General features: G+C 55.5%; 21 protein-coding genes and 1 tRNA gene. 7 read left to right on the top strand and 15 right to left on the bottom strand.

Annotated elements, in window-relative coordinates; genetic code table 11:
* The first annotated feature begins 113 nt into the window (after window positions 1-113).
* Together lepA and lepB are read left to right on the top strand one after the other, a co-directional pair.
* Window positions 114-1,913: a translation elongation factor 4 gene (gene lepA / locus KP003_RS10710; RefSeq protein ID WP_216499064.1), complete on the top strand. Its 1,800-nt coding sequence runs from the start codon at window positions 114-116 to the stop codon at window positions 1,911-1,913.
* A 17-nt stretch (window positions 1,914-1,930) separates the two neighbouring features.
* Entirely contained in the window at window positions 1,931-2,602 is a 672-nt protein-coding gene (lepB, locus tag KP003_RS10715; RefSeq protein ID WP_216499065.1) for a signal peptidase I, read from the top strand.
* A 264-nt stretch (window positions 2,603-2,866) separates the two neighbouring features.
* Here the strand turns inward: lepB and KP003_RS10720 are convergent, their stop codons facing one another.
* The 7 genes from KP003_RS10720 to nadB all read right to left on the bottom strand — a co-directional run bounded on the left by KP003_RS10720 (window position 2,867) and on the right by nadB (window position 11,426).
* Entirely contained in the window at window positions 2,867-4,171 is a 1,305-nt protein-coding gene (locus KP003_RS10720; protein ID WP_216499066.1) for an aminotransferase class I/II-fold pyridoxal phosphate-dependent enzyme, read from the bottom strand.
* Window positions 4,172-4,412: 241 nt separating this feature from the next.
* Window positions 4,413-5,612: a cofactor-independent phosphoglycerate mutase gene (locus KP003_RS10725; protein ID WP_216499067.1), complete on the bottom strand. Its 1,200-nt coding sequence runs from the start codon at window positions 5,610-5,612 to the stop codon at window positions 4,413-4,415.
* 148 nt (window positions 5,613-5,760) lie between these two features.
* Window positions 5,761-6,639, bottom strand: coding sequence for a site-specific tyrosine recombinase XerD (xerD, locus tag KP003_RS10730; RefSeq protein ID WP_217299581.1), 879 nt, complete (start codon window positions 6,637-6,639; stop codon window positions 5,761-5,763).
* On the bottom strand, window positions 6,639-9,323 hold the full coding sequence (gene glnD / locus KP003_RS10735) for a [protein-PII] uridylyltransferase (protein WP_216499069.1): 2,685 nt from the start codon (window positions 9,321-9,323) through the stop codon (window positions 6,639-6,641). The genes xerD and glnD overlap by 1 nt, the downstream gene beginning before the upstream one ends.
* A complete protein-coding gene (locus KP003_RS10740) occupies window positions 9,323-9,532 on the bottom strand; it encodes a hypothetical protein (RefSeq protein ID WP_216788278.1) in 210 nt (69 codons plus the stop codon). Before KP003_RS10740 ends, glnD begins: the two co-directional genes overlap by 1 nt.
* A gap of 14 nt (window positions 9,533-9,546) precedes the next feature.
* Window positions 9,547-9,822 (bottom strand): chorismate mutase, encoded by a 276-nt coding sequence (locus KP003_RS10745; RefSeq protein WP_216788279.1) that lies wholly within the window; start codon window positions 9,820-9,822, stop codon window positions 9,547-9,549.
* An 8-nt stretch (window positions 9,823-9,830) separates the two neighbouring features.
* Window positions 9,831-11,426 carry an L-aspartate oxidase gene (gene nadB, locus KP003_RS10750; RefSeq protein WP_216788280.1) on the bottom strand — a complete coding sequence of 532 codons (1,596 nt, stop codon included), beginning with the start codon at window positions 11,424-11,426 and terminating at the stop codon, window positions 9,831-9,833.
* A 343-nt stretch (window positions 11,427-11,769) separates the two neighbouring features.
* Between nadB and KP003_RS10755 the strand changes: the two genes are divergently transcribed.
* From KP003_RS10755 to KP003_RS10765, 3 genes are all read left to right on the top strand, one after another.
* Window positions 11,770-12,384 (top strand): lytic transglycosylase domain-containing protein, encoded by a 615-nt coding sequence (locus tag KP003_RS10755; protein ID WP_216499073.1) that lies wholly within the window; start codon window positions 11,770-11,772, stop codon window positions 12,382-12,384.
* 15 nt (window positions 12,385-12,399) lie between these two features.
* Window positions 12,400-12,990 (top strand): CDP-diacylglycerol--glycerol-3-phosphate 3-phosphatidyltransferase, encoded by a 591-nt coding sequence (gene pgsA / locus KP003_RS10760; protein ID WP_216499074.1) that lies wholly within the window; start codon window positions 12,400-12,402, stop codon window positions 12,988-12,990.
* A 60-nt stretch (window positions 12,991-13,050) separates the two neighbouring features.
* Window positions 13,051-13,125: transfer RNA gene (locus KP003_RS10765), tRNA-Cys, on the top strand.
* 275 nt (window positions 13,126-13,400) lie between these two features.
* On the opposite strand, the gene KP003_RS10770 is transcribed toward KP003_RS10765, so the two are convergent.
* The 4 genes from KP003_RS10770 to KP003_RS21620 all read right to left on the bottom strand — a co-directional run bounded on the left by KP003_RS10770 (window position 13,401) and on the right by KP003_RS21620 (window position 15,020).
* Entirely contained in the window at window positions 13,401-13,898 is a 498-nt protein-coding gene (locus tag KP003_RS10770; protein ID WP_217299582.1) for a type II TA system antitoxin MqsA family protein, read from the bottom strand.
* Window positions 13,895-14,182 carry a DUF4258 domain-containing protein gene (locus tag KP003_RS10775; protein WP_216510595.1) on the bottom strand — a complete coding sequence of 96 codons (288 nt, stop codon included), beginning with the start codon at window positions 14,180-14,182 and terminating at the stop codon, window positions 13,895-13,897. The genes KP003_RS10770 and KP003_RS10775 overlap by 4 nt, the downstream gene beginning before the upstream one ends.
* Window positions 14,183-14,311: 129 nt before the next feature.
* Window positions 14,312-14,572: a helix-turn-helix transcriptional regulator gene (locus tag KP003_RS10780; protein ID WP_217299583.1), complete on the bottom strand. Its 261-nt coding sequence runs from the start codon at window positions 14,570-14,572 to the stop codon at window positions 14,312-14,314.
* A 67-nt stretch (window positions 14,573-14,639) separates the two neighbouring features.
* Window positions 14,640-15,020 (bottom strand): TraK family protein, encoded by a 381-nt coding sequence (locus tag KP003_RS21620; protein ID WP_217299584.1) that lies wholly within the window; start codon window positions 15,018-15,020, stop codon window positions 14,640-14,642.
* Window positions 15,021-15,421: 401 nt separating this feature from the next.
* Between KP003_RS21620 and traJ the strand changes: the two genes are divergently transcribed.
* Together traJ and traI are read left to right on the top strand one after the other, a co-directional pair.
* Window positions 15,422-15,784: a conjugal transfer transcriptional regulator TraJ gene (gene traJ / locus KP003_RS10790; protein ID WP_217299585.1), complete on the top strand. Its 363-nt coding sequence runs from the start codon at window positions 15,422-15,424 to the stop codon at window positions 15,782-15,784.
* Between the two features lie 45 nt (window positions 15,785-15,829).
* Window positions 15,830-18,073, top strand: coding sequence for a TraI/MobA(P) family conjugative relaxase (gene traI / locus KP003_RS10795; RefSeq protein ID WP_217299586.1), 2,244 nt, complete (start codon window positions 15,830-15,832; stop codon window positions 18,071-18,073).
* A gap of 219 nt (window positions 18,074-18,292) precedes the next feature.
* Here traI and KP003_RS10800 read toward each other — a convergent pair whose 3' ends face one another.
* The 4 genes from KP003_RS10800 to KP003_RS10815 all read right to left on the bottom strand — a co-directional run bounded on the left by KP003_RS10800 (window position 18,293) and on the right by KP003_RS10815 (window position 22,797).
* Window positions 18,293-20,647: an ATP-binding protein gene (locus KP003_RS10800; protein ID WP_217299587.1), complete on the bottom strand. Its 2,355-nt coding sequence runs from the start codon at window positions 20,645-20,647 to the stop codon at window positions 18,293-18,295.
* Window positions 20,647-21,345, bottom strand: coding sequence for an ABC-three component system middle component 1 (locus tag KP003_RS10805; protein ID WP_217299588.1), 699 nt, complete (start codon window positions 21,343-21,345; stop codon window positions 20,647-20,649). Before KP003_RS10805 ends, KP003_RS10800 begins: the two co-directional genes overlap by 1 nt.
* Window positions 21,335-21,547, bottom strand: coding sequence for a hypothetical protein (locus KP003_RS10810; RefSeq protein WP_217299589.1), 213 nt, complete (start codon window positions 21,545-21,547; stop codon window positions 21,335-21,337). Before KP003_RS10810 ends, KP003_RS10805 begins: the two co-directional genes overlap by 11 nt.
* A gap of 143 nt (window positions 21,548-21,690) precedes the next feature.
* Entirely contained in the window at window positions 21,691-22,797 is a 1,107-nt protein-coding gene (locus KP003_RS10815) for an ABC-three component system protein (protein WP_217299590.1), read from the bottom strand.
* Window positions 22,798-22,850: the final 53 nt, after the last annotated feature.

Consider the following 22,850-nt stretch of genomic DNA (forward strand, 5'->3'; position numbering starts at 1 on the left):
CCCGCCTTCCCCCCCACCCACTCCTAACTCCCGTTTACGCCTAGAAATCCCTTTACAATTACCCCTTGGTTCTATATTATTCGCGAGTTAACCTCCGCGTGATAAAGGACAATATGGTACTCGAGCATATCCGCAATTTTTCCATCATCGCCCACATCGATCACGGCAAATCCACCATCGCCGACCGCCTTCTCGAATTCACCGGTGCTCTCTCCGCACGTGAGAAGCAGGACCAGTTCCTGGACAAGATGGACCTGGAGCGGGAACGCGGCATCACCATCAAGGCCCAGACCGTCCGGCTCAACTACCGGGCCGACGACGGTAAGGACTACATACTCAACCTGATCGACACCCCGGGGCACGTCGACTTCACCTACGAGGTCTCCCGTTCGCTGACCGCCTGCGAAGGGGGGCTCCTCGTGGTCGACGCCTCGCAGGGGGTCGAGGCCCAGACGCTCGCCAACGTCTACCTGGCCCTGGACGCGAACCTCGAGGTGTTCGTGGTGCTGAACAAGATCGACCTCCCCGCCGCAGAACCGGACCGGGTCAAGGCCGAGATCGAGGAGATCATCGGCCTGGATACCCATGACGCCGTGCTCGCCAGCGCCAAGGAAGGGATCGGCACCAAGGAGATCCTGGAAGAGATCGTCAAGAAGATCCCGCCGCCGCAGGGCGACCCGAACAAGCCGCTCAAGGCGCTCCTGTTCGACTCGTGGTACGACCAGTACCAGGGGGTCATCATCCTGGTGCGCATCGTGGACGGCATCGTGAAAAAGGGCGACAAGATCCAGCTCATGTCGAACCGGAAGAGCTACGAGGTGCTGAAGGCCGGCGTCTTCTCTCCCGACATGCGCGAGGTGCCCGCCCTCACCGCAGGCGAGGTAGGTTTCATCATCGCCGGGATCAGGGAAGTCGCCGACGCCAAGGTAGGCGACACCGTGACGCTCCTGCACAACCCCTGCGACGCTGCGCTTCCCGGCTACAAGGAAGTGAAGCCGATGGTGTTCTCCGGGCTTTACCCGATCGACACCTCGCAGTACGAGAGCCTGCGCGACGCGCTCGCGAAGCTCAAGCTGAACGATTCCTCCTTCTCGTACGACCCCGAGACCTCGCTCGCGCTCGGCTTCGGCTTCCGCTGCGGCTTCCTCGGGCTTTTGCACATGGAGATCATCCAGGAGCGCCTGGAGCGCGAGTTCAACCTCGAACTCATCACCACAGCCCCCACCGTCGTTTACCGCGTGCACGGGACCGACGGCAACATGATCCATATCCAGAGCGCGAACCAGCTCCCGCAGACCCAGGAGATCGCCTACGTCGAGGAGCCGTTCATCCTCGCCTCCATCCACGTCCCCAACGAATTCGTGGGGGGGATCCTGGCACTTTGCGAGGAGAAGCGCGGCGTGCAGCGCGAGATCAAGTACCTGACCCCGACCCGCGTCATGGTGGTGTACGAGCTTCCGCTGAACGAGGTGGTGCTCGATTTCTACGACCGTCTGAAGTCGATCACCAAGGGATACGCCTCGCTGGACTACGAGCTGCTCGACTACCGCCAGAGCGAACTGGTGCGCCTGAACATCATGATCAACGGCGAGGTGGTCGACGCCCTGTCTCTGATCATCCACAAGGACAAGGCCTACTACCGCGGACGCGAGCTGGTCTCCAAGATGAAGGAACTGATCCCGCGCCAGATGTTCGAGATCGCCATCCAGGCGGCGGTCGGCACCAAGGTCATCGCCCGCGAGACGGTGAAGGCGATGCGGAAGGACGTCTTGGCCAAGTGCTACGGCGGCGACATCACCAGAAAGCGCAAACTCCTGGAGAAGCAGAAGGAAGGGAAGAAGCGCATGAAGAACGTGGGCAACGTGGAACTGCCGCAGGAGGCGTTCCTTGCCATCCTGAAAGTCGAAGGTTAAAAAGGAAATAACTACACATGGAAGATTACAAAAACGTCTGCGAAGATAAACCCACCGAACCGGCCAACGAAGTGAAGCCCGCCAAGGGCAAGCACATCGCCCGTGAATACCTCGAATCGATCGTCATCGCGGTGCTGTTGGCCATGGTCATCCGCACCTTCATCGTGCAGGCGTTTAAGATCCCCTCCGGCTCCATGGAAGACACCCTGGCCATCGGGGACCACCTGCTGGTCAACAAGTTCATCTACGGCACCAAGATCCCCGGGCTTGACGGGCGCATCCTCAAGATCCGTTCCCCGAGGCAGGGCGACGTCATCGTCTTCGAGTACCCCGAGGACCCCACCAAGGACTTCATCAAGCGCGTCGTCGGCGTCCCTGGCGACGTAGTCGAGGTGAAGAACAAGCGCGTCTACGTGAACGGGAAGCTCTACGCCAACCCGCACGAAGTGCACAAGGAGCCGGATACCGTACCCAAGGAGTACAACCCGAGGGACTTCAAGGATCCTGTCACCGTCCCCGCCGACTCCTACTTCGTCATGGGTGACAACCGCGACCGCTCCTACGACAGCCGCTTCTGGGGTTTCGTGAAGATGGACAAGATCAAGGGGCTCGCCTTCATCAAGTACTGGTCCTGGGACAAGGACAAGATGCGGCCGCGCTTCAACGCAATCGGCAAGCTGATAGACTAAACGGCCGGTCTAGGTTCTACGCTAGAACCTCTCCTCAAAAAGGGGCTCCTCTGCAATAGGGGAGCCCCTTCTTCATTGCGCCGCCCTCCGCTCCTACCGTGGCTATCCCTCACCCCGACCCTCTCCCACAGGGCGAGGGGATGGAAAGCCCCCTTCCCCAAAGAGTAACAGCCACGAAAAAAGCCCCTGCCGCGCATGCGGTCAGGGGCTTTTTTTACGGTAAAACGTAGAACTTAGAACGTAGAACCTGGAACAGCAGTCAATTTACGCCAGGTCCTGCACACCCTTGTAGATGATGTCGAAGAGCTCCGGGATGTCCTGCTCGGCGATGCAGGAGAAGGCGATGCGGAGGTCGGTCTTGGTGGTGGAGATGGCGCCGACGCCGTACTTGTCCAACAGGTGCAGGCGCAGCTTCTCGGCATCGACGGTCTTCAGCTTGAGGCACATGAAGTAGCCGGAGTTGAACGGGTAGTAATCCCAGGCTGCATCGTACTTGCCGCTGTTCAGTACTTCCTTGGTCTTAAGCGCGCGTCCCTTCATGATCTGGAACTTCTCCTCCTTCTGCTTCAAGAAGTCGGGGGAGCGCAGCGCCTCGATGACGAAGGTCTGGGAGGGATGCGGGCAGTTGGAGATGCGGGCGCGGATGATCCCCATCGCCTTCTTCTCGAGGGCGGTCATGACCGGCGCGTTCTCGTAGTCGTGACCGTCGGCGAAGGTGATGAAGCCGGTGCGGAAGCCCCAGACGAACTCTTCCTTGGTGGCGCCGTCCAGCTTGACCGCGAGGATGCGCGGATGGAGGTTCGCCAGCTTGCCGAAGAGAGATTCCTTGAGGCTGTCCTCGTAGAACAGGCCGAAGTAGGCGTCGTCGGTGATGGCAACCACGTTGCAGCCACCCTCGGCGACTTCCTTGATGGCGGCAACCAGGGCGTCACCCTCGGCGACGGTCGGGGTGTAGCCGCTCGGGTTGTTCGGGAAGTTCAGCAGCACGACGACCTTCCCCTTCTCCTCGGCGGAGTTCTGCAGGGTGGCCTTGAAGGCGTCGACGTCGTAGCCGCCCTTGGCGGTGAAGGTCGGGTACTTCTTCACGATGGCGCCGCTGCAGGTGCCGAAGGTGAGGTTGTAGTTGCCCCAGAGCATGTCCGGAAGGATCAGGTGATCCCCCTTGTCGACGAACATGTCGGCGACGATGGAGAGGCCGTGGGTAAGCGCGTTGGTGACGATGGGGCTGCTGAAATGCTTGCCCACCTGGCTCGGGTTCTCACGCAGCATCTTCTCGCGCCACAGGGCGCGCAGCTCGGGCTTCCCCGCCGGCGGTGCGTACGGGTAGATGTCCTTCGGATCGAAGGAGGAGAGCTTGTCCTGGATGCAGGAGAGGTACATCGGGCCGCCGTTCTCGGTGGCGATGCCGATGGTGGCGTTGAACTTGTGGGCTTTTTCCTTGGCTTCAGCCGACTGGGTAAGGATTCCCTTGGGGAAGAAGAGGTTCTTGCCGAGATCCGACAGCATCTCCAGAACATGGGGGCTGTGCTGGGCTAGAGACTCGTTTAACTCCGCGGCTAATGGATTCATTAATTCCTCCTGAAGCTTGATATGGTATCGCCCGAAGGCATCATCGCACTATCTGACAACTCAGAGACGGTCATTAAAACCCGTCGCCAAGCGGTTGTCAACGCTTAATGTGAGGGAACAGGTAAGGGGCGAATGATTCTTCGCCCCTGCCGTGATCACGTTTCTGTCTGTAGGGGCAAATAATTATTTGCCCAGCCGCCGGAGCCCGAAGGGGATCGTCCCTTTGGCATTCCGGCCCCCGTTACCGCCCCAGCAGCATCTCCATCAGCTTGTACCCCGGAGCGACCTTGAGGCCGGTCGCAGCCGCGGCAATCTCGTCGTAGCCGGCCACGCCGGCGTTCTCCTTCTCCTCGCCGGAGTAGATCACGAAGGGAACCGGATCGGAGCTGTGGGTCATCAGGGTGATCGGGGTGGGATGGTCAGGCGCGCAGAGGATGCGGTATTCGCCGAACTGCTTCACCCCCTGGAGTACCGGTCCCACCACCTTCTCGTCGAAGAGCTCGATGGCCTTGATCTTATCGGCGAGCTTGCCGGAGTGGGAAGCCTCGTCAGGGGCCTCCACGTGCACGAACACGAAGTCGTGCTCCTTGAGCGCGTCGATGGCGGCCTGAGCCTTGCCCTCGAAGTTGGTGTCGAGGTAGCCGGTGGCGCCGGGGACGTTGATGATGTCGAGGCCGGCGTACACGCCGATCCCCTTGATGAGATCGACCGCGGAGATCACTGCGCCGGTCAGGCCGTAGCGCGCGCCGAACCCTTCCATGGCCGGAGCCTTGCCGTGCCCCCACAGCCATATTGAGTTGGCAGGCACCTCGCCGTTGACGGCGCGGCGCTTGTACTGCGGGTGGTTGTGGAAGATCATCTGCGAGGAGTTCATCAGGTAGATGAGCTTGTCGGCACCCTCGCCGGAGGGCATGTGGCTGGTGATGTCCTGCCCGGAGATGTCGTGGGGGGGCGTCATCTTGATCTGGGTCCTGCCGCCGTGCCAGACCATGAGGTGGCGGTAGCTGACGCCGGGGTGGAAGGAGAATTCCTCGTTACCGAGCTGGCGCTGCAGTTCCTCGACCAGTTCACGTCCGTCGGCGGAGGAGATGTGGCCGGCGGAGTAGTCCTCCATGATCAGCTTGCCGCCGCGTGCCTCCAGGTGCACCAGGTTGAGGCGGAAGGCGACGTCGTCGGGGCCGAGGGAGACGCCCATGCTGGCCGCCTCCAAAGGCGAGCGACCGGTGTAGCAGTCGACCGGGTTGTAGCCGAACATGGAGAGGTTGGCGACGTCCGAGCCGGGAGCGTACCCTTCCGGCACTGTGTGGGCGAGCCCCAGCGTGCCGCGCTTGGCCATGAAATCCATGTTAGGCGTCTTAGCCGCCTGCAGCGGCGTTTTCCCTTCCAAAGCCCCGACCGGCTGGTCCGACATCCCGTCCCCGAGCAACACAACGTACTTCATAGCATCCATCCTTTATCAGTAATCTGTGGTTAGAGTGAAACACAATCTGTCACGCAAAGCCGCCAAGACGCAAAGGGTGAAACGCTTTAGAATCACCTGCCTTTCTAGGTATCTTCGCGCCTTTGCGGCTTTGCGTGAGGCTCTTTGTTTATCCCCTGGGGTGCGCCTTCTCGTGCAGCCTCTTCAGCCTTTCCCGAGTCACGTGGGTGTAGATCTGCGTCGTCGAGAGGTCGGCGTGCCCCAGCATGATCTGCACGCTCCTCAGGTCGGCGCCGTTCTCAAGCAGGTGCGTGGCGAAGGAGTGGCGCAGGGTGTGCGGCGAGATGCCGCTCCTGACGCCCGCCTGCAGGGCCCTCTTCTTGACGATGTTCCAGAAGGCCTGCCGGGTCATCCCCTCCCCCAGCCGGCTCAAGAAGAGCAACGGCGAGCTCTTTTGCCTCAAGAGCTCCTGGCGCGCCTGCTCCAGGTATTCCCCCACTGCACGGCAGGCGCTCTCCCCCATCGGGATGAGCCGCTCCTTGTCGCCCTTGCCGATGGTCATCAGGTAGCCGGCGTCGATGTTGACGTCACCAATCTTCAGCCCCACCAGCTCGGAAACCCTCAGCCCGGTGGCGTAGAGCAGCTCCAGCATCGCCTTGTCGCGCAGTTCGATGGCTCCGGTGTCCAACGGCGACGACAAAAGCGCCTCCACCTCGCGCGAGCTGAGAACGGTCGGAAGCTTCAGGAGCCCCTTCGGCGCCTCCACGATCGAGGTGGGATTCACCTCGCAGTACCCCTCCCGGACCAGGAAGCGGTGCAGCATCCTGAGCGCGGAAAGCGCACGAGCGCGACTTCTGGGGGAGATCCCCTCCCCTTTGAGCTTGGCCAGGTAGCCGGTGACGTCGCTGGGACGGATTTCACCCGGCTCCCGCTCCCCGAGGTGGGCGAGGTAGCGGGTCAGATCGCGACTGTAGGCGGCGACCGTGTTGGCCGCGGCCCCCTTCTCGACCAGGAGGTAGTTCAGAAAGAGGTCGAGGTACCGGTCCACTAGCCGTCGACTGCGGCGAGGAGCTCCTTGCGGATCTCCTCGAGCTTGCCCGGCTCCGAGATCTTCTGCCCGAAGATGTTCTTGACGTAGAACACGTCGGCGACCTGGTCCACCTTGGTGGAGATCTTGGACACCCCGATGTAGAGCCCGAGTCTCGTCAGCGTGCTGGTGATGCTGTACAAAAGCCCCACCTTGTCGTGGGCGTAGATGTCGATGACCGTGTAATCGGAAGAGACCTCGTTGTCGATCTCCACCCGCGCCGGCACGGTCGGCTTCGCCTTTTCGGTGAGGATGCTGGGGCGATGCCGCTTGGCCACCAGTTGCCCGACCCGGACCTTACCTTCCAGCACCTGCCTCAGATCGGACTCGAAGCGGGCCCAGCGGCTCTCCTCGGTGATCACGAACCCCTGCGGCGAGTTCACCTGCAGGATGTCCAGCACCTTTTCGTTGGTGTTGGTGTGGATCTGCGCCCCGAGGATGTTCATGCCGTTGGCCGCCATCACCCCGGTGATCATGGAGAAGAGGCCGGGGATGTCGAAGGTGCAGACGGTGCAGTTGGTGTATCCCTTCTCCACCTCGTGGGAAACCTGCAGCACCAGCAGCTTGCTGGGAAGCGCGAGCAGCGTGCGCACGTGCCCGGCGATGATCTCCGGGGCGTAGGAGAGCAGGTGCCTGGTGGTGAGCGCCTGGAGCTCGTCCTTGATGAGCTGCCCGGGGTAGTCGTCCGCCAGGAGGTCGAAGACGGTTCGCTTCACGCGGCGCACCCGGTCGCCGGAGGCCTCCAGCTTGAAGTCGCCCCGCTCGAGCACCTGGAAGGCCTTCTCGTAGAGTTCCTGCAACAGGAGCGCCTTCCACTCGGTCCAGACTTCCGGCCCCACCGCCTTGATGTCGGCGTAGGTGAGGAGGTAGAGCATCTTCAGGTTCTCGCTCTTCTCCATCTGGCGGGCGAACTGGATGATCATCCGTTCGTCGTGCAGGTCGCGCCGCTGGGCTATGTGCGCCAGAAGGAGGTGCTGCCGCACCAGAAACTGCAGCCGCTCGGAGTCCTCCTTGGAAAGACCCATGCGGCGAGCGATGGTCTTGGAAAGCTCGGCTCCCAGCTCGGCGTGGCCGCCCCCTCCCCCCTTGCCGACGTCGTGCAAAAGGACGGCGAGGAGCAGCAGCCAGCGCTTGTCGACCTCCATGGCGAGCTGGGTCAACAGCGGCAAGGTGGTCTTGTGCTCGCCGCGCCAGAGCTTGGCGAGCTCCTCCACCGCGAACAGGGTGTGGGTGTCGACCGTGTAGATATGGTAGACGTCGTGCTGCACCTTGCAGTAGATCCGCTCGAACTCGGGGATGAAGCGATTCAGAAAGCCGAGGTGGTGCATCTGTTGCAGGGTGTCATAGACCTTCTTCTCGGACTGCAGGATGTTGAAGAAGGAGGCGTTGGCCTCCTTGGAACGGCGGAACTTGTCGTTCACCAGGTCCAGGCTGTTGCGGATCAGGGTCTTGGTGCCGAGGGCGAGCGCCACCCCCTGCTTCTGGGCGTGCTCGAAGATCTTGATGAGCCGCACCGGGTCCTTGTCGACCACGGTTTCGTCCGGGACCACCAGTTCCCCCTTCATGACGTAGAACCCGTCCCCCACCGGGCGGCGGGTGAAGTACCCCAGGATCTTGCGGGTGGAATCCTCGCGCTGGCTGCACTTGGTGATGAGGAGGGAACTGAAGTGCTCGACGCGGTTGGCGTGCAGGTAGAAGTCCTGCATGAACTGCTCGACGGCGAGGGTCTTTCCCTTGTCTTCGTAGCCGAAGAAGCGGGCGATGGAGGTCTGGGCCTCGAAGGTGAGCTGGTCGTTCTTCCTGCCGGCCAGGTAGTGCAGCTCGTTACGGATGCGCCACAGGTAGGAGAGCGAGCTGTAGTACATCCCGAGCTCCTCCTCGGAGAGGACCCCCTTGATGACCAGCTCGCGCGGCTCGTCCACCTTGTATTTTATCTTGGCGACCCACATCGCGGTGTGCAGGTCCCTGAGGCACCCCTCCCCTTCCTTGATGTTGGGTTCCAGGATGTAGACGCTGGAGCCGTACTTCTCGCGCCTCTTCCTGAGTTCCTCGAGCTTCTCGTTGATGAAGGCGTCGCTTCTCTTGGCGAGCACCTGGGTGACCATCATCTTCTTCAGCTCGCCATAGAGGTGGTCGCTGCCGATGAGCAGGCGCGAGTCCAGAAGGGCCGTCTTGACGGTGACGTCGTTGGCGGCCATGTCCACGCAGTCGGCGATGGTGCGCACGGAGTAGCCCACGTCCAGGCGCAGGTCCCACAGGAAGTAGAGCAGGCGGTTCGCCGCCTCCTCGACCACCTTGGAGTCCTTGCCGCTGTACAGGAACAGGAGGTCCAGGTCGGAATACGGGTTCAGCTCGCGCCGCCCGTAGCCCCCCACGGCGATCAGGGCAAGCTGCCCGCTCTTGTGCATCTGCAGGTCGTCCGAGAGCGCGGTGAAAAGCCGGGTCACCAGGGCGTCGGTCATCGCCGTGATGGACTGCACCACCGAGATGCCGTCCTCCCCTTCCCGGTGCGAGCGTTTGGACTCCTCGCGGAAGTGCTCGAGGAATTCGCGCGCCGCGGCGAGGTAGGCGCCCCGCTTCTCCTCGAAGCTCCTGCCGTTCCCCTTCATCGCCTCGGACAGGTATGCGTTTATGTTGAGGCGCATCACTCTTCCTTGGCGATCCGCACAACCTGCAGGACACCCGGGAAAGCCTGGATGTCCGACTCGGTGAGGTTCTCGGTGTCGCCGATGACCCCTATGATGACCCGGTTCGCGCCGGTGGACTGGTGGATGTCGAAGCCGCGCTCGATGAGGTACGACTTGATCTCTTCCTGGGCCTTTTCGTCGGCCGTCTTACGCATAACGATCAGCACCTGCAAACCTCCCTTTAATGTTCGCCTCGGGTCATGATGCGCTCCAGGCGGCGCGATTCGTCGATTACCCTCTCGAAGAGCCGCACGATGGCCTGGTCGTCCAGTGGCCCATGGTTCTCGGACGTCATCCGGGCAAAGATCCGCTTCTCCCTGGCGGGGTCGTAGACCGGCAGGTCGAGCCCCTTCTTGATCTCGCCTATCCTGAGGGCGAGGGAGGCGCGCTCGTTGAAGATGCGCAGCAGTTCGCTGTCCAGCCTGTCTATCTCGTCCCTGATCTCGTCAATGCCCATGGCGGTCCTCAGAACTTCTTCTTGATGTGGGTGTCGCGCTTCCAGTTCTGGTCGTCGACGCCCGGGTAATCGATGTTGTAGTTGAGCCCGCGCGACTCCTTCCTCATCTGCGCGCAGGCGACGATCAACTGGGCCACGGTGGCGATGTTGCGCAGTTCGATGAGGTCGGAGGTGACGATGAAGTTCCAGTAGTACTCCTCGATCTCGTCCTGGATCAGCTCGATGCGGCGCATGGCGCGCGCGAGGCGCTTGTCGCTTCTCACGATGCCGACGTAGTTCCACATGAAGCGTCGGATCTCGTCCCAGTTCTGGGACACCACCACCATCTCGTCCGAGTTGGTCGCTGTGCCGGCGTCCCACTCGGGGATCAGCGGGAAGGAGAACTCCTCGTCCTTGAGCACCTGCACCGCGTGCTCGTAGGCGCGCCCGGCGTAGACGGCGGCCTCCAAAAGCGAGTTGCTTGCCAGGCGGTTGCCGCCGTGCAGGCCGGTGAAGGCCACCTCGCCGATGGCGTAGAGGTGCTTGATGTCGGTCTCGGCGTTGAAGTCGACCTGGACGCCGCCGCACAGGTAATGCGCCGCCGGCACCACCGGGAGCATCTCCTGGGTCATGTCGATGCCGTACTCGAGGCAGGTCTGGTAGATGTTGGGGAAGCGGGAAGTGATGTACTCGGCGCCGCGGTGCCTGATGTCCAAAAAGACGCAGTCGTCGCCGTAGGTCTTCATCTCGTTGTCGATGGCGCGTGCCACGATGTCGCGCGGGGCCAGGTCCTTCAGGTGGTGGTACTTCTCCATGAAGGCGGTGCCGTCGCGGCGCTTGAGGACGGCACCCTCGCCGCGCACAGCCTCCGAGATCAGGAAGGAACGGGCGTTCGGGTGGTACAGCGTGGTCGGGTGGAACTGCATGAATTCCATGTTGGCGATGGTCGCCCCGGCGCGATAGGCCATGGCGACGCCGTCGCCGGTTGCCACGTCAGGGTTGCAGGTGTAGAGATACACCTTGCCGGCGCCGCCCGAGGCAAGAAGCGTGATGCGCGCGGCGAAGGTCTTCACCACCCCCGACTCCTTGTCCAGCACGTGGGCGCCCAGGCAGCGGTTGTGCTCCAGCTTCTGCTTGAGCACCTTCGACTCGGTCACCAGGTCGATGGCGATGTGGTTCTCGTAGATGGTGATGTTCTCGTGCCTTTTGGCAGCCTCGACCAGGGCGCGCTCGATCTCGCGGCCGGTGATGTCCTCGGCGTGCAGGATGCGCCGCGCGCTGTGCCCCCCCTCGCGGGTCAGGTCGTAGACGTCGCCGCTCTTGGTGAACTGCACACCCCAGTCGATCAGGTTGCGGATGACCTTGGGGCCCTCCTCGACCACCATGCGCACCACGTCCTCGTGGCAGATGCCGGCGCCGGCGACCAGTGTGTCCTGCACGTGCGCATCGAAGGTGTCCTCTTCCGAGGAGACCGTGGCGATCCCCCCCTGCGCGTAATTCGTGGCCGACTCCGAAATATCCTGTTTGGTAACCACCGCGACCTTGCCGTGGGCCGCAGCCTGCAGCGCGAAGGAAAGCCCCGCGATACCGCTGCCGATTACCAGAAAATCAGTTTTTTCCTTCATCAACTACCCCCCGATAAGCTGGATTAGGCGTTTCTTGAGACCGAAAGTATGAGACGAAGCCGTGCAGCAGTCGCGAGTACTTCAGGAAAGGCTCAGGGGGTCATGGCGGCAGCGTTGGGCCTGTGCCCTCAAAGGAGATTTCTTGGCGTGCGTCGCGGATACCTTGCGTTCTTCGCGTAACCGGCTCGGGAAAACCCGCAAATTATTGATCCCAGCGAGATTTTTGTCAAGACTTTTGACGGGTTATAGCCCGCCAACGTCACATTAGACCTTGAATTATCATGTTTATTGGTCTATATAATTCGAGGGCGATTTTTCTTTCCCATTAAAAAAAAGGAAGCTCATGCGCTTTAAGTCACACCGAGTTTATCTGGCAGCCGTCCTGACAGTTGCCGCGGTGTCTTGGTGCCTTCCGGCACCGGCTCGCGCCGACATATATAAATACGAGGATCCCGACGGGACCGTTCACTTCACCGATGCCCCGACCGACAAACGGTTCAAGATCTTCATGCGGGACATCAAGAAGGACAAGAGGCTGAGGACCGCCTTCAAGCTCTCAGGCTATGCCCGCAACCCGGCCGAGTTCGAGCCCATCATCAGTTCCTGCTCCCGCGAGTACGGCGTCGACAGCTCGCTGGTGAAGGCGGTGATCCACGCCGAAAGCGGCTACAACCCGAGCGCGGTTTCGCCCAAGGGGGCACAGGGGCTGATGCAGCTCATGCCCAAGACCGCCCAGGGACTCAAGGTGAACGATTCCTTCAACCCCTCCGACAACATCCGCGGTGGCGTCCGCTACCTCAGGTTTCTGCTGGACACGTTCAAGGGGAACGAATCACTGGCGGTGGCTGCCTATAACTGCGGCCTCAACGCCGTGGCCAAGTACGGCGGCGTCCCCCCCTATCCCGAAACCCAGACTTACGTATCCAAGGTACTCAGTTACCGGAACATCTATAGATAGCGCAAAGGCGAACGCATGCCCTCCACCCAAGCCCAGATCCTCAACATCCCGAACATCCTGACCATGGTGCGCATAGCCGCCATACCGCTTCTGTGCGTCCTTTTGCTCTCGCCCGAGCGGGAGCCGGGTTTCTGGGCCGCGGCCCTGTTCGCCGCCGCCTCGGTCACCGACTGGCTGGACGGGTACCTGGCCAGGAAGCTGGAGATCGTCACCGTGTTCGGCAAGTTCCTGGATCCGATCGCCGACAAGCTGATCGTCATGGCCGCGCTGATCATGATCCTCCCCTTCGACCGGGTGCCCGCCTGGATGGTGCTGGTGATACTCGGGCGCGAGATGATCATCACCGGTCTGCGCGGCATCGCCTCCACCGAGGGGATCGTGATCCCGGCCAGCAACCTGGGCAAGTTCAAGACCATCTTCCAACTGGTTGCGATCATCGGCCTTCTGCTGCACTACGACTACCACTGGTTCTTCGGCATCGACCATCCCCTGCTGGTGGTGAACATGCACAACGTCGGCATGTTCTATCTCTGGATCGCCACGATCATAACCATCTGGAGCGGCGTAGACTACCTGAGCAAATTTGTCAGGGTAATAGCCAAATAAAAATTTCGTATTGACACAAGCGAGGGAATCAGGTTATAAACGGGTTCCTTCGATGCACAAGGCGGCATGGCCAAGTGGTAAGGCAAAGGACTGCAAATCCTTCATTCATCGGTTCAAATCCGATTGCCGCCTCCAATAAAAACAAGGGCTTACGATCTCAGGTCGTAAGCCCTTGTTTCATCGCTGTAATAATCGCTGCAAAAAAAATTCAGCCAACCATCGCTGAATAACTTTTGAAGCCCCCCCCGGCCGCCATATGGCGAGGAAATCATTGTCATGCCGTAATAGGTGCCGTAATAGGTGCCGTAATAAATCCAGACACTACTGACCAAACCATAAAAAAAACCCGGCACCACTTCTAGGTGACCGGGTCTTTTTGCGCCTGGCGCCTTCCCTTTTTTTGGGAACCGCTACGCCGCTTCCCTCCACTCGTCGGTCCACTGGCGTTTACTGTCGTCCATGCTGACAAAGAGGGAGACAACCTTGCCCGCTTCCTTGCGTACCGCATCGGTCCTTTTGTAGTCGGCGATCTTCTTGCCGTGCGCGACGATCTCGCGGAAGAGCAGCTCGTTCTGCTTGCTCATCGGCACCCGCCCGTTCTCCCACTTGGAGACCTGGGACTTGTCGCAGTGCAGGTTGTCGGCAAAATCGGCCCCTGACCAGCCGAGCGACTTCCTTAGGAATACGATCTCTTCCGGAGTGAGCCGTTCTTCCTTCTTCACCAGGGCATGGGCGATGCAGTCGTGCAGGGCCTCCATCCTGGGTATCTTAGGCACCAGCGCCCCGCACTCCGGGCAACTCCTCACCGTGATCCCTGTAAGGACCACGTTCCCGAGGCCGCATTCGCGGTAGTGGTAGTTCTGCACCTTTTCCACCAACTCGGCTCGCTCGCAAACCGGGCATCTCATTTCAGCATCCTCCATGCGGTTACGATCATCAATTCCGTCTCGTCCTCGAACCGGACCACCACCGTCATCTTCCCGGTGTGCACCCGGTAGCGCCACTCCCCGTTTTCGTACTCCGCCTCCTCGACGGTCCCGCCGCGCAGTACGTTCAGGCAATCCAGGGTGGACATGCCGTGCTTTTCCAGCCGCTCCAGCGCGTGGGGTTGAGCAAAGGAGACATCCCCGTCTTTCAAGATGGATAGGATCAGTTTCTTCGTCTCGGTTCGCTTCAACGGTTCGTTAAGCATACTATACACCTTTAGGGGTTGGGTTCAAAACAAAAGTGGTGCTCAACACAACTTTATAAGAGGGCGACAGAGAGATGGTACAACTTATAGGAAAAATTATTGCGAAGCAAGGGGGGGGGCTTGGTCAGGTCATCTCTTCCCACGGAAGCCGTCGACGGTAACGCCCGCCTCCAGCGTCCCAGCTCCCCTATCCTGCTGGGCGCCCCCTTGCACCCTCTCCCGCTCCCTGACCCACTCCTCAACCTCCGCCAAGTGCCAGCCGACCGATCCGGCCCCTATCCTCACCCTCGCCGGGAACCGCCCCGCCCTCTCCAACCTCCACTGCGTCGTATGGCTCATCCCGATCAGCTCCAACAACTGTCTGCGCCTGATCAATTTATCGTTCTCCACGCGAGACCTCCTCCCTAGTAAAAGAACGTCAGATGCCTTACCTGCAACACAACATGGACTTTAACCATCAGATCAAGTCCTCCTTCTTGGGTGAAGGGTTGAAGGTGAACCCGCTTATTTGGGGAGTGTCTTTTGTTTCCGGTGCCTTCTTACCAGTGTTTGCCGGTTTGTGTGCCTCGGAAAGCTCATTGACAGGCGGTTCCTGATGGCGGCTGGACTGAGCCAGGATCAGGCGGTTCGTGTAACCGCAGAATGCGGAATAACCGAAAGCCACCTTTCCCTCCTCATGCAGGGTTTCCCAGATTTCCCTGACCGGCCACCCGTCGTTGAGCGCCTGTATGATGTCGGGACGCAAAGTCAGGAAAACGGCCCGGTTCTGTTTTTTATTGGAGAGAATCGGCTTTTTATCGACTGCCCTGGCCGCTATGCGTTCAGAGAGAGTTTTCATCTGCCTGCCCACCCCATTTTGCCCATCGGAATTTGCCGCTATTTAATCGCTACGCTGTCGCCTTTGCAACAGCCACGCTACCGCTTCGTTACCGCTACTTTAACGCTACTTTACCGCGGCATCGAAATTCTACAGCCGATCTTGCAGAATTTTGTAAAAATCTAATTCAATATCACTAATTCCATGTAGCGTTGCGGTAAAATAGCGAAGGTCGAAAAACCGTATCGGAAAAATCGCGGTCCGGAGCGGGGCAGGATATGTGAAGTTAGCTAACCGGCAAGCCGGTTAACTATCTTCACTTCCCCTTATTCGCACTACGTGCTCAACGGGTACCCTGCTCTGCGAGGCTGGACGGCTGCTGCCGTCCCCCCCTTGAAGTCGTACTCCTCAAAGAGGCCATCATGGCTGATAAGAACAGGCCACGTGCGCAACAACTGCACGTCCCGGTGCGACCGGACGAGAAAGCCGCTATCGAGAAGTTGGCGGCTTCCACCGGCCTACCCGTCGCCGCCTATCTGCGGAACGTGGGCTTGGGGTACCAGGTTCACAACATTTTGGACCGTGATTGCGTTGAGGAGTTGGCCCGTGTCAACGGGGATCTTGGCCGTCTGGGCGGGCTACTGAAGCTATGGCTCACCGACGACCCGCGCACGGCTCAGTACGGCGAGAGACTCATCCGTGCCCTCCTTGCCAAAATCGAAAACACTCAGGACAAGATGCAGGAACTCATGCGGACCGTGGTCCTACCAAAAGCCTCGCGGTGAAGAAATTTTTAGCCGCTAAAAACAACGTTCCCGGGAGGCCGCTGCATGATCGCGAAGAAGGTACCGATGAGGTCCGTGGGCAGGAGCGATTACGGTGGTTTGGTGAAGTATCTAACCGATAGGCAGGGAAAGCATCAACGTCTCGGTTATGTGACCGTCAGCAACTGTCAATCTGAAGAGTGGCAGGTCGCCATCCTCGAAGTCCTCAACACCCAGGCTCGCAATACACGGGCGGTATCAGACAAAACCTATCACTTGATAGTCAGTTTTCGTGCAGGGGAGGAACCGGTTGACGCCAGTTTGAAAGCGATCGAGGAGAGGATCTGCAACGAATTAGGTTACAGCGAGCATCAGCGGGTCTGTGTCCTCCACAACGACACGGACAATCTGCACTTTCACATCGCGATTAACAAGATTCACCCGATACGCCACACCATTCACGATCCTTACTATGATCACACAACGCTGGCGAAACTCTGCCAAAAACTCGAACAACAATACGGTCTCCAACCAGACAACCACCAGGTGTTGAGGAATGGAAGCGAGAACCGTGCTGCCGACATGGAGCACCAGGCCGGGGTGCAAAGCCTGTTGGGGTGGATCCAGCGCGAATGTGTCGAAGAGCTGCGTCTAGCCAGAAGTTGGGCCGAGTTGCACGCCATCCTGGCCAACAGCGGGTTGAAACTTGAGGAAAGAGGCAACGGTCTCGTCATCACGGACGGTGACAGCCTTGGCGTTAAGGCCAGTTCGGTTTCAAGGGAACTGTCGAAAAGCAAGTTGGAGAAACGATTGGGGGCTTTTGAGCCGCTCGACGAGGTGGAGGCCATGCGGGCCATGCAGGCGCGTCTGGCGCAATCGCAGCCCGCCGGCAAAATAGGCGCCATGCCCCAACCGAACAGACAAAACGTCCTGCGGAACCTCTCGAATCTCGAAGCAGTAAAAACAAGCGGCAGGCGTTATCAAGCGCAGCCGATGCATTCCCGATACGATTCCGCCAAGCTGTACGCGAAGTACCGGGAGGACCAGCAAATAGCCGCGACGGCGCGGGCGGCAGAAAAGACCAAAATAGCGAAGCGCAAAGAGGGTCTGGTCGATTTGGCCAAACGAATGGCAAAGCTAAAGCGAAATAAGATCAAGGCCGTGAAAGCGAACGGGGCTATTAAAAGAGTCCTCTATGGCGTGATCAACAACACACTGCGAGAGGATATCCGGAGAATCAAAAAGCAATGCACAGCCGAGCGCGTGGCCGTCGATGGCAGATACCCATGGCATTCATGGGCCGACTGGTTGAGGGCGAAGGCCGTCGAGGGAGACCCCGAGGCCCTAGCCGCTTTGCGCGCCCGCGATGCGGCAACGGGCCTGAAGGGAAACACCTTAACCGGCAAGGGCGGCCGGAAGAATGCACCGGTAGTGGCAGAACGGGACGGCGTCACCAAAAAAGGGACAGTCATCTATCACGTCGGCTCGACCGCGGTACGCGATGACGGGGACAGGCTTCAGATTTCGAGGGGGTACACAATAGAGGGACTTCAGGGCGCGCTACTCTTGGCGTCAGAACAGTATGGCAGTTGCATCGCCGTCAACGGTACCGAAGCCTTCAAGGAACAGGTCGTCCGGGTGGCGGCCGTCGGCAGATTGCCCATTACCTTTGACGATGCCGCATTGGAGCGCCATCGCAAGGAACTGCTGGAATCCGGAATCCTCCGGGAGAAAACAAGTGGACACGCAGCCCATTACTGCAAGCCGAAGGTCGAAGGCATTGGACGAAAGCCGCCGCCCCAAGGCCAGAATCGTCTGCGAGAGCTGTCAGAACTCGGTGTGCTTCATTTGGCCGGCGGAGGTCAGATGCTACTGCCGCATGATGTTCCTGATCCTTTGGAGCGGCAAGAACCCAAACCGGATCACCGCGTGCGACGGGACATTTCCCTGCTAGGAGAAGTGACGGCAGGTCAGGCCGCCGCTGAGAAATACATTGCCGAACGCGAGGCCATTCGGCTGAAAGCCTCAGACGAACCGAAACACCGCCGCTACGACCCAGCAGCCAGAGGCCCCGCCGTCTTCGCGGGGATCCGCAAGGTGGAAGGAGAATTCCTGGTGCTTCTGAAACGGGACGAAGAGATCGTGGTCCTGCCGGTCGCCGCCGGTACAGCCCTGCGGCTCAAGCGCGTGGAGATAGGAGAAACCGTCACGGTGTCCGCAAATGGTTCCGTTACACGAACCGGGGGGCGCAGTGGAACCGAAGGGGCAGACTCCGGCGAAAAAACGAAAGGTCGCCCCTCACGAATCTGATCAAGGCACCAGAGTGGGTACGTGAAGATTAGAATTCAAAATCGGTCTTTAAAAGGCATCCCCTCTGCCCCCTATGGGGAGATATGGGCACAGAGAAGATCACCGCCGGAAAGAGGCTTCAAGTAGTTAACCACTTTGAAGTTATTGCTAAACTAGCAACTTCTGAGCAACTTGCGCCTTGCCTAATCGAATATAGCTTATCATCAAATTCAATCACAGCTACGCTTTCAACTGATATTCCTCCCGGTCCATAAGATTAACCTTTCGGACGGTATTGCCGTATTTTAAAAATTTGTACAAAAAGTATCGCGACACGGATTCTTCGTGTGTTGCTAAAATAACTTGTTTCTTGGGAAACTCATTCCTTAAGAGTCCAACTAATGACACCATATTAATATCGTCCATTGTCTGAACTGGATCATCAACAAGTAGCGTTCCAAATTGGTTGGAATAAACCCTATTGAGGGCCAAAGTAAGAGATATAACCACAGCGGCAATCTGGCCTGAACTCATGGTATTCAGAATATCATGTTCACTTTCCCAATTTGAAACAAGTCTGATATTTTTTAATTCCTCACTTTCGACTGGATCTTTTATAAATACACCCCGGCCTAAACCTGCTTGGTGCAGCTGAAGAATTTTTCCTGAGTAAAGGAAAAACGGGATCTCAATATCAGTTATTAGCTTTTTTTGGTAAGACCTTATCTCTGCCTGAACAGTATCTCTAATAACCTTTAGATATTCTTGTTTTTGCTTTAGAGTTTGTATCTTATCATCCAGTTGATGTATTTCTATTACCTGTTGTTCAACAGAATTGTAATATAAATCTAGCACATATTTAATTTTATTATCCACTGCACTTAGATCCAAACTTTGTAATTTAGAACGATCTTTTTCAAAAAATATTTCGAATATAGTATTAAAAGATGCCCCTTCGTTGGCTTGTAAATATTCGTTGCTCTTTATGGGGGCCTTAGCTTTGAGACGTTGTTGTAACAGGTTTACTCTAGATTCGACTTCTAATATACGCAGCCTCGGATTATAATCGAGGCATATATCCTCAAATTCTATATCTTGTGACTGCAACCAAGTCACGAAGCCAATAACTCGTAGCTTCTGACCAGATACCTTCCTTATTTCAGTGACAAGTTCTGGTTCAGGTGCATTAAGATCAGAGATAAAACCAGTTATTAGAGCTTTGACCGGGGCAAGAAAAGCCTTTTCAAATTCATCTTTTAGCGAAAGAACTCTATGACTATCTTGAGTCAGAAGTCCCTTGTAATAATCACCGTGTTTTGAAATTGCATCGAAGAGCGAATTTCTGGTGTCGTAAACATTGCCACACATAGGACAGTTATTTCGATCAGGACCATCTACTTCATGATGTTTCTTACAAAGGTCCTCGCGGTACTGAATCAGCTCCGTGTAAAGCTTATTATTACCGACGTTTTGAGCTATAGCGACACGAAGTGCCTGCAATGTGTCTGTGAAGCCTATCCCATCACGATAGTTCACAAGCTTAAAAGCTTTATCGAGATCTATGAATGATGCCAAATCATCTAAGTAAGTAACATGAAGTTTACTTAGGACTTTCTCAAGGAACACCTTGTTTTCAGCACGCTCCAGGATGATCTCGTAGTCTTCTAGGTATTTCGCGCTCACAATGAGTCCGCGAATCAATTCATTTTCACTCAGAACACGTTCATAAGTACGGTCAGTAAGAAATACGTCCTGATGTAATATCAAATCTTTGATTTTGCTGAGATCTGTGATTATCTGATCTCTCTTCTGTAAAGTCAGGAGCGGAATCATCTCTCTATCCCACTCCGGCGAGGTGCCCCTCTCTTTTAACCACGGCAATAGGGAAAGGTATGGCGCAGCCTTCTGATTAGCAAGCTCCCTTTTAAGATTAGATAACCCGTAAGCTTTCTCTTTCTCTTCCTTTTGAGATTCATATTTCTTACAGACTGCAACGGCCTTTTTCAGGAGGTCCGTTACTTTAGCCAGTGACTCTTCTTCTTTTTTGGTATCGCCAAACAATTGTGTTATTGTTTCGGCGCGCTTTTTCTCATCATTTGCCTTTAAAAAATGTGCAGTCTCCTCTTGCTGCACGTAGTGGAAGAGGTGGAAATCTCGACCAATGTTTGTTCCTCCTAGGAGTTCACGAAGTTTTTCATCTGTTATGCTTTCTTCCTTAGCTCCATCCAACCTATACAGACTCCAAAGGTCTTTAAAGTTTTTAATTTTTGTCGCACTCTTTGGAAATGGCTTTTTAATTCTTCGAATAATTGTCAAAGAGACAGTGCCCCTAAGCTCAAGTTTAACCTCAACATCAGCACTATTATTGTGAGCGACTACAATATCTTTAGGAGAACTATTAGTTTCTATAGCATGAAATCTGCTGATGTTTCCTGTCAGTGCGAGCTCAATTGCATCAAAAACGGAGGTCTTTCCATAGCCATTAGGTCCGTCAAAAACAATGAGTCGATCATCAGCGAAGTTCACTGTATATCCATGTGGCCCGAAAAGCTTAAAGTTCTTCATTGAAATGCTGCCGATAGTGAAATTTTCCATTATTTGGCCGTCCATTTCGAAAGCAATAGATTCTCAACTTCTACATCGTCAGTTAAATCACAATCCGCAGCAATAAGATAATCATACTGTGCAGCATATTCTTTGTTGAGACAATCGCGAATTTTATCAGAAATGTCATATAAAGCACTGGTGCTTTGAGGTTCATAGTAGACGAGAGGAATTTTGATAAATATCTTCATCAACAATGAATAATAATCCAACTTGTTCGTTGTCTTAAACGCTATAAAGCTTGCTCCTTGATCAGGGTTAACCAGGTGGTTAAGATTTTCAACTGTAAGAGCCCCTGAAACATGAGATCTCCAGCTCACAAGCTCCTCGTCCCTGTATTCGATTGCATTTTTCTTGAAGTTATAAGGATCTTCCTCAAATCTCAAAATAGAATTAAGATCGATCTTGCTTGATTCACAGCAGAGGATAATAGTGCAATTTTTTTCAAAGGATTCATCAACTTTATCACATCTCCTAATAGTATCAAAATACAAGTCTGCTTTTTCTTTCACTAATTCAGCAATATCAGTGGCAGTTGTATCTTTCTTTTCCAACACCAGGAAGTATTCTTGTTTTTGCAATTCTGGCTTAGGCACGACAAAAAAGTAGGTAAACTGTGTGTTTAGCTCAACAGGCCTTTCCACGTATCCGTTTTCGAGAAATATTAATTTTACAACTTCAATCAACATTTATTGCCCCCTCTACTTCTTTTAAAGGAATTACACTTAAATTACTCTTTATCCAGAAAATCCTCTCACGCTCCAAATCACTTATTCCGCCTGGAAGAGGAATGTCATTGCGAGATAATTTAAGTGCCTGGGCTATATCACTCAACTTGCTAATATTATCACTGCATATTAAATTTTTCATCTCATACAACTTCGATATCATCAATGGATTCTCAATAATACTACGAGCTATTTTACTATGCGTGCCAACAGTAATAGTTGTCGGAAGATACATATTTGATTTATCGTTTGATGGTGTGTAGTAAATACAACATTTTGAAGCTACAAAGTGTGCCTTTTTGCTTTTCAGCAAATAAAAATAGGAAATAATGTATGTAAAATGGAATCAATATCTGCTTCAAAGGCGTTGTCTGTATTACACTTGGATGTCAATTTTTTGTGCGGGCTAAATCCTCTGTAGTAATCCCAAAGAGTTTCGGGTGGCAGCTGACATAGATAATCAGTAAGCTCGTGCCAGTTACACTTATTTTCATCACACAATGAGTTATCGCTACAGAGTTCAGTATCCGAGCAAAACAGGGGAAGAAGTGAAACAAATTGGTCCTTGAATTTATTAGCTAAATAAGTGTCACTCATATCCTCAAGATCTGTGTTAACAATATTCAGCAACTCATCAAATTTAATAGGTATTGGATCCCCTTTATTGACACTTCTATGCCGCTCTATTATGTGCGAGTCAATTTTGCCAAGGAAAAACTTTACAACTTTATCTACCTGACTAGAGGTGTAGTTAGTACCATTTTTAACATAGTATACTTCTAATTCACTTGGAATAAGGTTATTAATCTCTTCGATATCACAGCAGTACAGTTCAGTTGGGTATTTGTACCTTTCAATCCTGTTAGTTGATTTTGTATCACCTTCAATAGCTTCTTCAAGAAATGCCTTAATTCCATCAGCTGTTTGTGGTTGTATTGAAGCACGCCTAATAATTTTGGCTTTTTTGGGGATGTCTTTAGCCTTCGTCAATGACTTAGCAATGACACTAACATTTTTATCTAACGCTTCATCGTAATTTCTTATTATTTCTCGTAGGGATTCAATTATCTTTGACTCAAATGAGGTACCAACCGGCAAATCAATTGCTTTCCATGTATGTAGGTACCCTTTTACCCCCGGATGCTTTTTTATTTCAATAGCCAGTTCGAGAAGGGCCTCTTCGAATTTACTATACGAGGTCTCATTATATGCTTTCACTTGGTGAAAGGATTGCGGACCATTTTGGTCTCGGATTTCGAAATCCTCATTATGTTCCAGCACCAACTCAAATCGTGAAAAGTCGAAATGGGGGTCCTCATTTAGCTTTTGATTTATAACCCTGAGACTGTGAAAAATCGCTACCTTACCTTGATAATTGAACCCATTCCAAGTTGCGGAGGCATCATGTGCCATTATATAGTCCTTTTAAATAGTCATCACTAACAAGGCTGGGGATTGTACACGTA

The sequence above is a fragment of the Geomonas diazotrophica genome, assembly GCF_019063885.1.
Classification (GTDB): domain Bacteria; phylum Desulfobacterota; class Desulfuromonadia; order Geobacterales; family Geobacteraceae; genus Geomonas; species Geomonas diazotrophica.

Excerpts from the sequence above, each read along its gene's own strand:
- KP003_RS10725 (WP_216499067.1), bottom strand. The coding sequence starts at position 5,612 with ATGAAGTACGTTGTGTTGCTCGGGGACGGGATGTCGGACCAGCCGGTC.
- KP003_RS21620 (WP_217299584.1), bottom strand. The coding sequence starts at position 15,020 with ATGAAAACTCTCTCTGAACGCATAGCGGCCAGGGCAGTCGATAAAAAG.
- KP003_RS10745 (WP_216788279.1), bottom strand. The coding sequence starts at position 9,822 with ATGGGCATTGACGAGATCAGGGACGAGATAGACAGGCTGGACAGCGAA.
- glnD (WP_216499069.1), bottom strand. The coding sequence starts at position 9,323 with ATGCGCCTCAACATAAACGCATACCTGTCCGAGGCGATGAAGGGGAAC.
- KP003_RS10815 (WP_217299590.1), bottom strand. The coding sequence starts at position 22,797 with ATGGCACATGATGCCTCCGCAACTTGGAATGGGTTCAATTATCAAGGT.
- lepB (WP_216499065.1), top strand. The coding sequence starts at position 1,931 with ATGGAAGATTACAAAAACGTCTGCGAAGATAAACCCACCGAACCGGCC.
- traI (WP_217299586.1), top strand. The coding sequence starts at position 15,830 with ATGATCGCGAAGAAGGTACCGATGAGGTCCGTGGGCAGGAGCGATTAC.
- pgsA (WP_216499074.1), top strand. The coding sequence starts at position 12,400 with ATGCCCTCCACCCAAGCCCAGATCCTCAACATCCCGAACATCCTGACC.
- traJ (WP_217299585.1), top strand. The coding sequence starts at position 15,422 with ATGGCTGATAAGAACAGGCCACGTGCGCAACAACTGCACGTCCCGGTG.
- KP003_RS10755 (WP_216499073.1), top strand. The coding sequence starts at position 11,770 with ATGCGCTTTAAGTCACACCGAGTTTATCTGGCAGCCGTCCTGACAGTT.
- KP003_RS10770 (WP_217299582.1), bottom strand. The coding sequence starts at position 13,898 with ATGAGATGCCCGGTTTGCGAGCGAGCCGAGTTGGTGGAAAAGGTGCAG.
- KP003_RS10810 (WP_217299589.1), bottom strand. The coding sequence starts at position 21,547 with ATGATATCGAAGTTGTATGAGATGAAAAATTTAATATGCAGTGATAAT.
- KP003_RS10800 (WP_217299587.1), bottom strand. The coding sequence starts at position 20,647 with ATGGAAAATTTCACTATCGGCAGCATTTCAATGAAGAACTTTAAGCTT.
- lepA (WP_216499064.1), top strand. The coding sequence starts at position 114 with ATGGTACTCGAGCATATCCGCAATTTTTCCATCATCGCCCACATCGAT.
- nadB (WP_216788280.1), bottom strand. The coding sequence starts at position 11,426 with ATGAAGGAAAAAACTGATTTTCTGGTAATCGGCAGCGGTATCGCGGGG.
- KP003_RS10720 (WP_216499066.1), bottom strand. The coding sequence starts at position 4,171 with ATGAATCCATTAGCCGCGGAGTTAAACGAGTCTCTAGCCCAGCACAGC.
- KP003_RS10775 (WP_216510595.1), bottom strand. The coding sequence starts at position 14,182 with ATGCTTAACGAACCGTTGAAGCGAACCGAGACGAAGAAACTGATCCTA.
- KP003_RS10805 (WP_217299588.1), bottom strand. The coding sequence starts at position 21,345 with ATGTTGATTGAAGTTGTAAAATTAATATTTCTCGAAAACGGATACGTG.